Consider the following 13,112-nt stretch of genomic DNA (forward strand, 5'->3'; position numbering starts at 1 on the left):
GGCCGTTTCTTACTATCGGCAGGCGCTGGCACGCTTGTTACCTGGCTGGGCCGGCAGCAGCGAAGAGGCGATGATGCGCAACAACCTGGGATTGGCGCTCGTCAGCCTGGGCGATGATACGCCCGGCGCCGCTGAGTTGGAGCGGGCCCGGGCGCTGTACGATCGGTTGAGCCAGCCGCAAGGCGTGGCCCGGACGCAAATCAACCTGGGGCAGGTCTATCGCCGCCGCGGTGATCTGGCACGGGCTTCCGCATCGTACGTAGAGGCGCTCCAGATCTTCCGCAGGTTCGGCGACCAACGGCCGATCGTTGATGTGCTCAATAGTCTGGGATTGCTGGCACGACAGCAGGGGCGCCTCGACCAGGCCAGCGACTACTATACTCAAAGCCTGGGAGCAGCCCAACAGGTGCAAGACCTGGGCGGCCAGGCGCAGGCACTAGGCAATCTGGGTGCAGTCTATCAAATCCAGGGGAAGCTCGACCAGGCGCGTTCGTGTTACTACGAGGCGTTGGCCCACTACGAAGCGTTGGGAGATGTCCGCGGCCAGGCGCTGATGTGGGGCAACCTGGGGCAGGTGGACGGTCTGGAGCACCGGTTGGAAGACGCGTTGGCGGCCCATCAGCGCAGCCTGACGCTCCAGCAAGTCGCGGGCGCGACAGCGGATATCGGGATCAGCCAGGTCAATCTGGCCAGCGCACTGCGCGATCTGGACCGGCGATCCGAGGCCGAATCGCTCTATTTGGCGGCCGTGGAGACAGGCCGCCAGTTGGGGGATCTACGCGTGCAGGACAGGGCGTTGGGCGGGCTGGCAATCCTGCGTTCGATGCAAGGCCGCTTCGACGAGGCCCGGGCGCTGCTCACCGAGGCGCTCGACTTGCAGCGCCGGCGCGGGGACATCCTCGCCCAGGTCGAAACCCTCTACAAATTCGGCGTGATCGCGCGCGATGAGGGACAGGGAGTAGCGCAGCTCGCCGAAATCCTGCGGCCAGCGTGGGACCTGGCGCAGGAGCACGATGCTGGTCGCTGGCTCGTGACCATCGCCTGGCTCTTGGGTGATGCCGCAATGGACGAACGGCTGCTGCAAGCGTACAATTACTACGCCACCGCGGCTGCGGTCGCTCGCCAGCACGGCGACGAGCGGCGCTACCGTATGGGCTTGGACACCATCGGCCGCAACGTGCGAGAATTGATCGAGCATGGCCAGGCGGAGGACGCCGCGTTCGTGTGCCGGTATGTGATCGAGTTTTGGGAGCAGATGGAACTGGCGGAGTGGGTGAAGGATGGGATCGCGGAGATCAACGGCCTGATTCCTCAGCCAGTAGCCGGGGCACGTGCCGGGAAGTCAGGAACGTGAACAGCGATTCGGAGATCTATCTAGCAGAGTGGCTGTACCTGGCAGCGACCAATGAAGCCGGCATCGCGTTGTGGTTCGATGCGTTCGATGATACGCGGGTCTCATGGCGACTGACCCAGGCCCGGCGCCTGCTGCGTGGGATCAGACAGCTCACCCTGAGCGCGGCGGATCGCGCCCGGGTCCATCACTGCGAAGGGATGCTCGAGGCGCAATTGGGCGATTGGAACCGGGCAACGGAGCGGTTCAAACGAGCGCTGGATCTGCTCGAAGGCAGCCAAGAGGTCGAGGACGGTGTCCTGATCCTCAACGACCTGGGCATGGTGCTGCGCCTGCAAGGTAATGCCGAGGATGCTCGTGAAGCCCACGAACAAGCGTTGGTGCTTGCGCGGGTCGTTGAGAACCCGCACTTGGTAGCCGAGAGCCTCAGCCATGTCGGGTTGGACCTGGAGCATCAAAAGCTAACAGATCAGGCGGTCGGCTACTTTCGGCAAGCCCTCAGCGCCTCCGAAGCGCTGGGGGATCACCAACAGGCGGCCTTCATGCTCAACCATCTGGGGGAAGCCCTTTGGCGAACGGGCCGGTTGATCGAGGCCCGCAATGCGCTTACAGGCGCGCTCGATCTCCTCGCTTCCGTGGCCGACGATCCTTACTTGCACGCCCAGGTGGAAGGCAATCTGGGCAACGTGGCCTACGAAGAAGGTGACCTTGACATGGCAGCGGCTCTCTGGCAGTCGGCGCTGAACTCGATGGATCAACTGGATGTCGTGTTCGACAAGATCGGGTTGCTCAACAACCTCGGTGGGTTAGCCTACGCGCAAGCAGACTATGGCAGAGCGTTGGCATTCTTTCAGGAAAGCCTGGAATTGGCGCAGGAACTCGGTGACGAACGCGGTATTCAGGAGGCGCTGCGCAATCTCACCTTGGCCATTGGAAGACACGATGAGGTAGTGGGAAGTGAACAACTTTGCGCGGGCCGCCGGTGACCTGGCGCTGGCGCGGCGCAACTATGAGCAGGCGGTCGGCCTCTACGACCGCTTGGGCCACCGCCGCGAGGCGGCCCAAGCGCGCAACAACCTGGGTGGCGTGCTGTTTCGCCAGTACGAGATCGAAGCTGCCGATGCCGTCTGGTCGGACGCACTGGCGGTTCTCGAATCTGTCGGGGATATGGTCACGGCCGCCGATGTACGTCGCAACCTGGAACTGATCACAGAGGTGAGGGAAACCAGCGACGAATCGGATGCAGAAGCGGCTTCCGTCGAGGAAATTGATCAGGAGGAGAATGATGCCAACACCTGAGTTCGTCGTCGGCCGCCAGGCCGAGGTTGCACTGTTCGATGACCTGCTGGCCGGCCGCACGCCCTACCGTTGGCTGGAGATCTACGGCCCCGGTGGCATTGGCAAGACCGTGGTGGGCGGTAAGCTGCTGGGCCACGCGCAGGCGCGCGGCATTCCGATGGCAGCCGTGGACGGCATCCAGCCCGACCTGACGCCTGATCGCATCCTGGGCCTGTTCATGACGGGATTAACCGCCAGCCCGGCCGGCGAGAAGCTGGCAGACGGATTGCGCGCGTTCGACCGGCAGTTCCACGACTACCTGATCATCAACCAGGTGCTGCAGCAGGGCGGGGGGATCGCGGCACTCTTCGATGTCGTGGGCAACGTCAAGGACCCCGCCGGCCTGGGAAGTATCCTGGGCGGCCTGGGGGGCGCGGTCACCGAGGCGGTCAAGCGCACGGCCAGCAACCGCTTTGCCATGGAGCGCTATCTGCGCGGGGCCGAACGCGCGCTGACCAGCAGCTTCATGAATGGCCTGGCTGCCGGCTTAACTGAGCTGCGCCGGCCGGTCGCGCTGCTGATTGACACCTATGAGGAGATGGAAGGGCTGGACGATTGGGTCTGCCGGACGCTGGCGCCCGGTCTGCCGCCCAGGCGCGGCTCGTGATCCTGGGTCGCAATGAGCTGCACCGGGTCAATTTCGACTGGAGCGAGCACGGCGACGCGGTCAGCAGCCAACCGCTGCGCGAGCTGGATGAAGTGGACGCCAAGGCCTACCTGCGACACTACGGTCTGACCGATCCGGTCGCGCTCGATGAGGTCTACCGCTTCACCGGCGGTTATCCGCTGTTGCTCGTGCTGGTGCGGCACCTGGCGAAGGAAGCTGGTGGCTGGGAGCAGGTAGGCGCGCTGGAGAGCAGCGCCGACCGAGATCGGATCGCCACCGAGCTGCTGGAACGCATCCTGCGCCGCGGGCGGGTCGCTGAGGTGCAGGCATTCCTGGAGAAGGGCGTGGTAGCGCGCTGGTTCGACCCAGAGACGATCAGCGTGATCCTGCAAATCAGCCAGGATGACGCACGCAAGATCTACGACAAGCTGAAACGGCACTCCTTCGTGGAGCGCCACCCCTACGGTCTCAAGTTCCACGACAAGATCCGGGAGCTGCTGCTGGAGCGGCTCAAGTTCACCAGCTCAGGCGAGTACGACCGGCTGACCAGGCGGCTGATGGCGTACTATGCGGAGAAGGCCGGAATTGAAGAACCGGAGAGCGCAAACCAGACGGCCAAATCATCCGAGACCCCGGCCGCGGCCAAGTATGAGATCCACATCCACGGGCCGGCCCAGGGAGTGATCATCGGGGATAGCGCCCAGGCGCAGCAGCACTTTACGGAAAATGAGCCAACAGACCCACAACCACGACCATGAAGCCGACTATGAGATCGAGATGATCGCGACCGGGCTGTCCGCACAGGCGCCGGGGGCGTTGGCGCGCTGGCAGGCGACGTTCCTTGCGGCATGCGATGGGTGGCAACTCGACCGGGCAGCGATTCTGCTGCGAATGCTCAAAGGTCGCTCGCTGGACGAGAACGCGCAGGGCGTGGTTCGCTATTCGGAAGGCACACTGCTGGTCAAGCGCGGGGATTGGGCGGGCGCCACCGCAGCTTATCAACGCTCGCTGGCTCTGCACCGCGCGGCTGGCTCCGTGCGCGGGCAGGTCGCGGCGCTCAACGGCCTGGCCAACGTGCTGCGCCGGCTCGACCGGCCATTGGCGGAGGTTGCCGATCTGTATCACGAAGCGCTGGCGCTGGCCGAGGAGCTGCCAGGCGCGCCCACGCGCGCCGGCATCCTGAATGGCCTGGGCCTGGCCCTGTACGGCCAGGGCCAGCTCGCCGCGGCCGATGAGCGATTCTCGGAAGCGCTGGACATCGCTCGCGCGGCGGGCGATCGGGAAACCGAGGCTGCGCTGCTGCACAACCGCGGTTCGGTGGCCTGGACGCGCGGGCAACTGATAGCGGCAGCCGAGCTCTACGCGGCTGCCGCCGCCATTCAGGAGGCGCTGGGCGACCGCCACGGGCTGGCTGAGACGATCAACAGCCTGGGATTGGTCGCCGAGGCGCGTGGTGAGTGGACAACCGCGGCCGGGCATTACGAGCGCAGCCTGGCAGCCTTCCAGGTGACCGGTAATCTCTACGGACAGGTGCAGGCGCTGACCAACCTGGGCAACGTTGCCTGGCTGTTGGGGAACCACCAGCAGGGTCGGGACTACCACGAGGAGGCGCTGGCGTTGGCGCGCGATCTGGGCGATGCGCACCTGGAGGGTCAGGTATTGACCAGCCTCGGCGACGCCTACAGGACGTTGGGGCTGCATGGCGAAGCCGAAGCGACCTATATGGCTGCGTTGGCACGCAAGCAGACGGCTGGCGACCGGCGCAGCCTGAAGCACACCTGGTTGAATCTGGCCGGCCTCTACCTGACTCTTCGCCGACACACCGAAGCCGAGGATGCCTATCGAGAGGCGCTGGCGTTGGCGCAGGAGCAGGGGGATGCTCGTATCGAGGCGTTCACCTGGCTCGGTCTGGCCAGACTGGCCGCGCTGCGGGAGGAGTGGGAGGAGGCAAGTACCCATCTCGATGCCGCCTGGGTGATCGCCGAGAGCGCGGAATACCCCGATTGCCAGACCTGGATCTGCCAGTTGCGCGGAGACCTGGAGCGCCTGACGGCCCAACCGAACAGCGAGCTTGTGCTGCGTCACTATGCCGAGGCCTGCGCCTACGCGGCTTCCTTCAACGCACGCACCCTGGCGCAGGTGCTCGACTACCTGGTCGCGGTATGGTCCGCACATGCCGAAGACGGTCATCCAGACGAAACCATCTGGTTCTGCGACAGCATGATCGCCATTTGGGAAGAACTGGGGTATGCGGAGCCGGCCCCGGAACTGCCTGTGGCTTTCGGACAACTGCGGGCGCGTTGCGCAGGTCGGTGCGAAGAGAACGAAGATGACTGATTTCATTGCTTGCCCGCATCAGCGTGGACCGCTGCCATTGCCGCCCATCGAGCGCGCCGCGGCTCGATTGACGCGCTGCCGGAGTTGTGCTATTCTGTGGCTCGATCTGTCAGCAAAGGAGCGACCCTGTGACCACACGGTACAACACGGCTGCGCTGCGTGACCTGATCAGCGCGGCCCTCAGCGAAGACGAGCTCACAGCCCTGGCGTTCGATCACTTCCGGCCGGTTTACGATCAATTCGCCGCGGGGCAGACGCGCCATCAGCGCGTGCAACTCCTGCTCGATCACGCCGCGCAGCGGACAGATGGCGCGGCTGGCCGCGCTGATCCAGGAGATCAACCCGGCGCGCTACCGGGAATTTGCCGGCCGGCTGCTGGCGTCAGACGCAGATGCAGCGCCGGCGCGTCCTCAGACCAGCACTTCCTATCAAGCAACCCTCACCGGCTCCGGCGCCATCGCCCAGGGCGACGGCGCGCAGGCCGCCAGCGGCGGCAACATCGTCACAGGCGGCCGCGGGCCGGCGAGCGGGTCCATCGCGCAGCGTCATCCTCAGCAGCAGTTGGCCGAATGGCAGCGCCGCTACGAGACGCTCTCGAAGCGCATCGCCGCGCTGGACAAGGACCTGGGGCGAACGCTGGACAGCGAAACGAAGGTCGTGCTCGAGGAGCGCCGGCAGGAGCTTGCGGCGGCGCGGGAGCAGGCGGCAGAAGGGATAGCGCAGATCGAAGAGCAACTTGCCTCTTGATCTGCTCTCGAATTAGAAGGCGACTGGGAGGCTACGATGTTATTTCCCGAGGGAGATTGGAGACACCTTTCCCGACTCAAGGCGTCGGCGCTGCAACGGCTGTGCCGACTTATCCTGGACGAGGCGCAGGGCCTGATCGCCGCAGCCGAAGATGGCGGTTGCCACTCCGCCTATCTGGCGTTGTACCGCCATATCCAGGAGCGGGATCAACTGGTGGCCGACAGCTTCAACAGGTGGAGTCGCTCGCATGCCCTGAGCCACCTGGTCCTGTGGCGTCAACACAACCTCATCACCGACGAAGAGTTCGCTGCTTTTAGCCCGGAAACCCGTGCGGCTGTGGATGCCTGGTTTTAGGGGACGGCGTGAAGGCAGGTCAAAGCCAAGCTATCAACCGAGCGCGCCGCAAGAATTCTAAATGCAGGTGCAGACTGGGGGTGTGGATGGGGGCCACGGTGTAGGTGGAGGCCGGGGGGTGACATCATGGCCGACACGATGCGATCAGGAGTGGTTGGATGCGGTCAGCAACTCGCAGTCTTGTTTCTCGCACCCATCTTGCGGTTGCACGAACTCGGGTTCCAGCGCAATCACACGGTTTTCGCCCGGTGCGACGATCACCGGCGCAACCAGCACGTGCGAATAGTGCGTGCATCCGTTGACCACGCGCGTCGTGCATTGCGGACAATGAATCTTCTGCGAACCGAAGTATTGCGTGCCATCTATGGCAACTAACCAGCGACCGAAGCAGCCCTGATACTTTTGCAGGTCATCACCCTTCTGCAATAACTCGAACACTTGCCAGAATGGCGCTGCCAGTCGTCAAAGGTTAGCGTCGCTGCCATAGATCACTCCCTCTTGCCTGTGCTATTAAACGCTACTGTTTTAACTGATTTTGGCTCAAATATACATTTGGAACTGCTGCAGTTACGCCCAATCACTTGTCGCCTGAAGTGACCTGCGCTATACTACGGTCAATTCCACGCTCGCTCCGGCGAGCGTCAATGAGATTCCTGATTAGCTGATAGCGTTTGCAGGTGTAGCGTCCATGTTCGATTAGCCGCAAGTCGTGGAGGGCTGCCTGCTGGGTAGTCCCAGCCGGCGGGCTTCGGCGTGATCGCAAGGGGCGACTCGTCAGTTCGCCGGTCCGTTCAGCCCTTCTGCACACAGGCCGGGGCTTGCCATCCGGGTGGCGATACTCGAGTTCCATGTGTTGTTCACAAAGACCCGATAGTGATTACGGCGTCAACGTGACCATCACAGAGCGTGTTCTCAGCCGGATAGACAGCTCCGCCGCACGCCGCGGCGAGTCCCGGTTGGGCTTGATGACGCAGGCGGCGTTGGAGTTCATGGCTGAGGGTGAGCCGTAGTTTGTCTCATCAAGTATGACACACAAGACCATCGAAACCCGTTCTTTGGGTGCTACCGGGCATCTTAGAACTGAAGACGACAGGGCGGCCTATCTTGATGCCGCTCTGGAGAACGGCGATCCTGACGTGACTCCGTCGAGCGGTAAGCTTACCGATTGCGCACCCTGACTCGGAAGAGATCGTAGCAAACGTCATCAATGCTACTGAGATGCGGTCACGAAGGCATAGACATATGATGTTGCAAGGCATTGACATGAACCTCGCCAGGCTGGAACGCACTAATCAGAGTGTAGCGCGATGAATCGCTCTTACTACTCAGATGCCATTTCATCGTTTTGCCGGAAGAGCACCGGTGACGTACTTGCGCGACTGGTGCAGGCCAACGAGTTTGCGCTAGAGCAGACTCAGCGCGATGCCTGGGTAGAGGAAATACGCATTCTTCAGGCGACACTAACCGCATATGAAGGGGGAATCTACTTTGAGTACGCTATACCCCGGATGGGGAGACGCATCGATGTCGTCCTGCTAATAAAGTCCGTCATCTTCGTGCTGGAATTCAAGGTCGGTGAGCATCATTTCCCTGCATATGCTATAGACCAAGTCTGGGACTATGCACTTGACCTGCAGAACTTCCACGAACCGAGCCACGCCGCTCACATTGTCCCGATCTTGATCGCTACGCTTGCCAAGGTTGAATCTGCCACAATTGGATTTCGGAACGATACTGACCGCTTATTGCTGCCAATCAAGAGCAGCCCTGCGTTACTGAAAGCAATAATCGAACAGGTACTGGCTCTGTCAGATGGGCCAGATATCACTGCTGATCAATGGGAATCTGGACGGTATCAACCAGTACCGACCATCATTGAAGCGGCTATCGCGCTGTACAATGGCCATTCTGTCAGTGAAATCTCTCGCAGCGACGCAGGCGCCATCAATCTGCGAGACACTGCCCAAGCAATCGGGGACATCATTGTCGCGTCACGACGTTCATCCCAAAAAGCCATCTGCTTTGTAACTGGAGTGCCTGGTGCAGGCAAAACGTTAGTTGGTCTTAACGTGGCGACGATCCATATCGACAAAGACAGCGAACTCTATAGCGTCTTTCTGTCCGGTAATGGACCACTTGTCGCGGTTCTGCGCGAGGCCTTGGCGCGAGATCAAGTTCAACGGGCCAAGCAAAAAGGTGACAAAGTGACGAAGAGCAAGGCTCTTAGCGAGGTCAAGCTCTTCGTGCAGAATGTTCATAACTTCCGCGACGAGTGCCTAATCGACGAAAGCAGGCCGCCGCTAGAGCATGTCGCCCTGTTTGATGAAGCGCAACGAGCGTGGGACAAACAACAGACGGCGACGTTCATGCGCCAAAAAAGGAACATAGCAGGTTTTGCGTTATCCGAGCCAGAGTTTCTGATTTCATGCTTGGACCGTCATCCCGATTGGGCGATCGTGGTCTGTCTCGTAGGTGGTGGACAGGAGATCAATACCGGTGAAGCCGGTATCTCCGAGTGGTTGGACGCGCTGAAACGATCTTTCAGCCATTGGTGCGTCTACATTTCGCCGCATCTGCACGATAGTGAGTACGCTGCATCCGCGACCCTACGACAAATCCAAGAGTTGCCCAAAGTCTTCTTCAAGGATGAACTCCATCTGTCCGTTTCCCTACGCTCGTTTCGGGCTGAGAAAGTCTCACTCCTAATCAAACAGATCCTGGATATCCAGTCCGAGGAGGCCGCGCAGACTCTAGCCGAACTGAGAAGCTATCCGATCGTGCTCACCAGAGACCTCGTCAAAGCGAAGCGCTGGCTGAAGGAGCAAGCGCGCGGGTCTGAACGTTATGGACTTATCGTTTCATCCCAGGCATTGCGCTTGAAACCCCACGCAATCGATGTCCGCTCTCCTGTTGACCCTATTCATTGGTTTCTTGATGGTAAAGAAGACACGCGTTCATCCTACTATCTTGAGGATGTGGCAACCGAATTTCAGATTCAAGGGCTTGAGCTAGATTGGGTTTGTGTGACTTGGGATGCTGATTTTCGCTTCTCACCCGCTGGTTGGTTGCACTGGTCCTTCGTGGGCAGCAAGTGGACACGTATTCACAAAAGTGAACGTCAACAATATCTCAAGAACGCCTATCGGGTCTTGTTGACGCGCGCGAGACAAGGCATGGTGATTGTTGTTCCGCCCGGGGACGAGGAAGACGCAACGCGCAAGCCGGAGTTCTATGATGAGACATTTGAGTACCTTAGGTCCATCGGGCTCTCGGTGATCTAGCGCCAGGCGTGGGCAATGGCTAGAATAAGGTGGACGGGTTTGTTAAGACACCAAGCACAACCATTGTCCCCCGCCAGGCCATTGACATTTCCTCCTGATGCGGTACAATCTCCGCCGCCCTTCTGCCTGGCGCTGCCGGGGCAGGCGGGTGAATGATTCGCACTGAAGGAGATACCATCCATGATCCAGGGTCTGTACCGCTCCCCGCGCACGATCATCATCCTGGTCGCGCTGACCGCCGCTGGTCTGCTGGCGGCCATTGGCCCCGCGGCGCTGGCCGCAACCAGCCGCGCCCAGGCAGAGACCCCCGCCGCGACCTTTACGGTCAACAGCACCGACGACTTTCCCGATCTGCTGCTGGAACGGCTCAAATTCACCAGCCAGAGCGAGTACGACCGGCTGACCAAGCGGCTAATGGCATACTACGCGGAGAAGGCAGGGAGGGCTTGCACCACCTGAGGAGCCGGATGAGCCGGTCAAACCTACCGAGCCATCCGATGCACCGAAATACGAGATCCACATCCACGGCCCGACGGTGAGCCGGCAAATCAACCTGACCTTGACGCTGCAAAGTGCCGAACGAAGCTGTTAATCTCCCTGGCGCCGAGCATTCCAAGAACTAGCCGCAAGCGTCGTCCTTGAATACGGACCTACGCCTCCGTATACGCAATCTCGTTCCGCTCCAGCCAACTCCTGGCGATCGCTGCCAGGGCCGCATCACGGAAGCGCTGCCAGGCATCTTCGATGCCGCGATAGCGGATCGTATCCTTGAAGTGCCGGAATGCACCTTTGCCGTGGACGGCGTCAAGTAGTTCGTTGCGCAGCCGCTCATCGTCCACGGCGTCAGAGAAGTCGCGCATGATCTCCCACTCGTGGATGTCGTACGTAGTTGGCAGTTCCAGCCAGTCTTCGGAGTTGAGGATCTCGTCAGCCTGACGAATGTCGTCGTGCTGCCAATCGGGATACTCCTCCAGGTCACGATCTCCCTCGACCGCGCGGATTTCCTCGCCGGCGAGTGTACACAGCTCGCCGGTGACCCGGTTCAAGAAGGCGAGACACTCGTCGTTCATCACTTGCATCTCGCTCATGACGTCACGCAGGTGGACAACTTTAGTCATCAGTTGCTTCTCCATTAGAACTCCATTAGAACTCCAGTACAATGCCGGCCGGCCTTTGTAGCCGCCTGCCGGGCAGCGTTCAGCACACAGGTTGTCTTGCCGGCGGCCGCCGGCGTGAGGCAGTGGGCTGTGAACATGGCTCCTTCACTGTGCAATAGAGTTTATGCACAATAAGGTTTTTCCCCACTGACATCAAGAAATGTGCGTTGAAATGGCGTGTACGCCCCACCAGTTGGGACGATTCAGGGGCGGCGGAGGGATGCCGTTACACGGCTTCTTATTGTACATAAACTCTAATGCGCCCGTATCGTAGCGCGGGAACGGGTTGCTGTCAATCAGAAATAGCCGGCTTTTTGATTGACACCACCCATGAACTGTGATATTCTGTTTGTGGTCAGCTTGAACTGCAGTTACCAAAGGAGTATTCATGAGCCTCTCGATTTCCCAAACCGTCGCCGAGGTGTTGCGCCTCGCGGAGCGGGCACTTACATTGACCGAAATCCTGGCGCGCGTGCGCCTGCTGCGACCGGTAGATACCGCCAAGCCAGAGGTAACGATCCGCAACACGCTGGGCAGCTTACCCCTGGCGATCAGCCTGGGCGGCCGGCCGGCGCACTACGTGTGGTGGCCGCATAGCCTGGCCGCAAACTGTTTCCGCCAGCCGTTGACCGACCTGGATCTGGCGTCCGGCCAGGTAATCCTCCACGAGGAGGACTTGCTGGCGTTTTGGCCAACCTTCTTTGCCGATGTCCTTGCGCGACCCCACGAGGTAACGCTCGTCGCGGGCGATGGCTTCACGATCCCAGCCCAGATCGATCATCTGCGGCTTGCGCGCCTGGGGTTTCCTACCAAACCCTACGTTGGCGGACTGGCTCCGCCAGCAGAGCGCCACAACCGACGACGCCCTGATCGTGCGCGTGCTCGACGTGACAGAACGACGCTATGCCATCGAACTGGCGCGTCAGGACACACGCGATGAGTCCGCCATGGCGGCGCGTAACCAGGCGCTGACCGATGCAGCCGTCGAGGTCTTGCGTGAAGCGCGCGACGGCCTGCCCGACTACTACCTGATCCCCCGTTTGGTCGTGCGGGGCGCCTATAGCGACCCGCTGCCTCCCGACCCGCTGGAGGCCGTTCTGCGCGGCGACATGGACTTTATCGTCGGGGAGCATAGCTTCCGGTTGGCCGAGAAGACTGTGGATAGCCTGGAACGCACGATGAAGGTGCGGCCTGATCCTCACGCTTACCCGAGTCCTCCAGGCGACTATCGGCTGGCGCTTCGAGATGACGACGAGGCGATGCGTCGAGCGTGGGGCGAGTACCTGTTCGACCGCGGCATGGATCACCGCTGGGTGGGATGGAACGTTGCAGCCGAGGCATACTACCGGGAAGCGTTGCGCCTGGATGCAGGTCATGCCGACGCCTGGGTGCATCTGGGCATCCTGCGCCTCGAGGAGAATCGGGTGGAAGACGCGTTGGCCTGTTACAAGCGCGGCGAGGCGGCTGCGCTGGCGCGCACGATTGGCGATCCGAAGACGTACGAAGGGCCGTTCTGGCTGGACCTGGACTCGCGACCCTATATGCGGGCGCTGCACGGCAAGGGGCTTTGTCTCTGGCGTCTGGGCCAGACGCACGCGGCGCATCAGGTGTTCGCCCTGATGTTGCGGCTCAATCCCAACGACAACCAGGGCGTCCGCTTCCTGATACCGGACCTGGATGCCGGCCTGACGTGGGAGGAGAGCATGGCGCGAGACGAGCAGGCCAGGGCTTCAAGCTGATTCTTGCATGGCGACTTCTATGACTCCCGGTCCAGCTTCTCTGAGACCACGGACCTACGCCTCCGTATACGCAATCTCGTTCCGCTCCAGCCACCCCCTGGCGATCGCTGCCAGGGCCGCATCACGGAAGCGCTGCCATAGGCGCATCAAAAACACCGGGCTTTCGATCAGATCGAAAGCCCGGTGCCTTGTTTGATTCTT

Annotated in this window: 13 protein-coding genes and 1 pseudogene; 12 read left to right on the forward strand and 2 right to left on the reverse strand. The window is 61.3% G+C overall.

What is annotated here, in order from left to right:
- The first annotated feature begins 34 nt into the window (after window positions 1-34).
- The 8 genes from IPF85_RS10405 to IPF85_RS10440 all read left to right on the forward strand — a co-directional run bounded on the left by IPF85_RS10405 (window position 35) and on the right by IPF85_RS10440 (window position 6,734).
- Complete coding sequence (locus IPF85_RS10405; protein WP_343408017.1) at window positions 35-1,354, forward strand: tetratricopeptide repeat protein; 1,320 nt, start codon at window positions 35-37, stop codon at window positions 1,352-1,354.
- On the forward strand, window positions 1,351-2,337 hold the full coding sequence (locus IPF85_RS10410) for a tetratricopeptide repeat protein (protein ID WP_343408018.1): 987 nt from the start codon (window positions 1,351-1,353) through the stop codon (window positions 2,335-2,337). The genes IPF85_RS10405 and IPF85_RS10410 overlap by 4 nt, the downstream gene beginning before the upstream one ends.
- Window positions 2,309-2,650, forward strand: a complete 342-nt coding sequence (locus IPF85_RS10415) for a hypothetical protein (RefSeq protein WP_343408019.1) — start codon at window positions 2,309-2,311, stop codon at window positions 2,648-2,650. Before IPF85_RS10410 ends, IPF85_RS10415 begins: the two co-directional genes overlap by 29 nt.
- Complete coding sequence (locus tag IPF85_RS10420) at window positions 2,634-3,296, forward strand: hypothetical protein (RefSeq protein WP_343408020.1); 663 nt, start codon at window positions 2,634-2,636, stop codon at window positions 3,294-3,296. Before IPF85_RS10415 ends, IPF85_RS10420 begins: the two co-directional genes overlap by 17 nt.
- Window positions 3,293-4,054 (forward strand): hypothetical protein, encoded by a 762-nt coding sequence (locus IPF85_RS10425; protein WP_343408021.1) that lies wholly within the window; start codon window positions 3,293-3,295, stop codon window positions 4,052-4,054. Before IPF85_RS10420 ends, IPF85_RS10425 begins: the two co-directional genes overlap by 4 nt.
- Window positions 4,023-5,633, forward strand: coding sequence for a tetratricopeptide repeat protein (locus tag IPF85_RS10430; protein ID WP_343408022.1), 1,611 nt, complete (start codon window positions 4,023-4,025; stop codon window positions 5,631-5,633). The genes IPF85_RS10425 and IPF85_RS10430 overlap by 32 nt, the downstream gene beginning before the upstream one ends.
- A gap of 306 nt (window positions 5,634-5,939) precedes the next feature.
- Window positions 5,940-6,380 (forward strand): hypothetical protein, encoded by a 441-nt coding sequence (locus tag IPF85_RS10435; RefSeq protein ID WP_343408023.1) that lies wholly within the window; start codon window positions 5,940-5,942, stop codon window positions 6,378-6,380.
- A 36-nt stretch (window positions 6,381-6,416) separates the two neighbouring features.
- Window positions 6,417-6,734 carry a peptide ABC transporter substrate-binding protein gene (locus tag IPF85_RS10440; protein ID WP_343408024.1) on the forward strand — a complete coding sequence of 106 codons (318 nt, stop codon included), beginning with the start codon at window positions 6,417-6,419 and terminating at the stop codon, window positions 6,732-6,734.
- A 171-nt stretch (window positions 6,735-6,905) separates the two neighbouring features.
- On the opposite strand, the pseudogene IPF85_RS10445 reads toward IPF85_RS10440, so the two are convergent.
- Window positions 6,906-7,118: pseudogene (locus tag IPF85_RS10445) on the reverse strand (ISNCY family transposase); the annotation flags it as partial.
- Window positions 7,119-8,041: 923 nt separating this feature from the next.
- On the opposite strand from IPF85_RS10445, the gene IPF85_RS10450 reads away from it, so the two are divergent.
- The gene (locus IPF85_RS10450) at window positions 8,042-10,015 is read left to right on the forward strand and encodes a DUF2075 domain-containing protein (RefSeq protein WP_343408025.1); all 1,974 of its coding nucleotides are present in this window, start codon (window positions 8,042-8,044) and stop codon (window positions 10,013-10,015) included.
- Window positions 10,016-10,195: 180 nt separating this feature from the next.
- Window positions 10,196-10,474 (forward strand): hypothetical protein, encoded by a 279-nt coding sequence (locus IPF85_RS10455; protein ID WP_343408026.1) that lies wholly within the window; start codon window positions 10,196-10,198, stop codon window positions 10,472-10,474.
- Window positions 10,475-10,665: 191 nt separating this feature from the next.
- Here the strand turns inward: IPF85_RS10455 and IPF85_RS10460 are convergent, their stop codons facing one another.
- Window positions 10,666-11,133 carry a UPF0158 family protein gene (locus IPF85_RS10460; protein ID WP_343408027.1) on the reverse strand — a complete coding sequence of 156 codons (468 nt, stop codon included), beginning with the start codon at window positions 11,131-11,133 and terminating at the stop codon, window positions 10,666-10,668.
- A gap of 427 nt (window positions 11,134-11,560) precedes the next feature.
- Between IPF85_RS10460 and IPF85_RS10465 the strand changes: the two genes are divergently transcribed.
- Window positions 11,561-12,112 carry a hypothetical protein gene (locus IPF85_RS10465; protein ID WP_343408028.1) on the forward strand — a complete coding sequence of 184 codons (552 nt, stop codon included), beginning with the start codon at window positions 11,561-11,563 and terminating at the stop codon, window positions 12,110-12,112.
- Window positions 11,994-12,911: a hypothetical protein gene (locus tag IPF85_RS10470; RefSeq protein WP_343408029.1), complete on the forward strand. Its 918-nt coding sequence runs from the start codon at window positions 11,994-11,996 to the stop codon at window positions 12,909-12,911. Before IPF85_RS10465 ends, IPF85_RS10470 begins: the two co-directional genes overlap by 119 nt.
- Window positions 12,912-13,112 lie beyond the last annotated feature (201 nt).

This window comes from Candidatus Amarolinea dominans, from assembly GCF_016704685.1.
GTDB lineage: Bacteria > Chloroflexota > Anaerolineae > SSC4 > Amarolineaceae > Amarolinea > Amarolinea dominans.

What these genes read in the sequence shown, in the direction of transcription:
- IPF85_RS10420 (WP_343408020.1), top strand. Translation starts at nt 2,634, where the DNA reads ATGATGCCAACACCTGAGTTCGTCGTCGGCCGCCAGGCCGAGGTTGCA.
- IPF85_RS10430 (WP_343408022.1), top strand. Translation starts at nt 4,023, where the DNA reads ATGAGCCAACAGACCCACAACCACGACCATGAAGCCGACTATGAGATC.
- IPF85_RS10435 (WP_343408023.1), top strand. Translation starts at nt 5,940, where the DNA reads ATGGCGCGGCTGGCCGCGCTGATCCAGGAGATCAACCCGGCGCGCTAC.
- IPF85_RS10440 (WP_343408024.1), top strand. Translation starts at nt 6,417, where the DNA reads ATGTTATTTCCCGAGGGAGATTGGAGACACCTTTCCCGACTCAAGGCG.
- IPF85_RS10450 (WP_343408025.1), top strand. Translation starts at nt 8,042, where the DNA reads ATGAATCGCTCTTACTACTCAGATGCCATTTCATCGTTTTGCCGGAAG.
- IPF85_RS10455 (WP_343408026.1), top strand. Translation starts at nt 10,196, where the DNA reads ATGATCCAGGGTCTGTACCGCTCCCCGCGCACGATCATCATCCTGGTC.
- IPF85_RS10460 (WP_343408027.1), bottom strand. Translation starts at nt 11,133, where the DNA reads ATGACTAAAGTTGTCCACCTGCGTGACGTCATGAGCGAGATGCAAGTG.
- IPF85_RS10465 (WP_343408028.1), top strand. Translation starts at nt 11,561, where the DNA reads ATGAGCCTCTCGATTTCCCAAACCGTCGCCGAGGTGTTGCGCCTCGCG.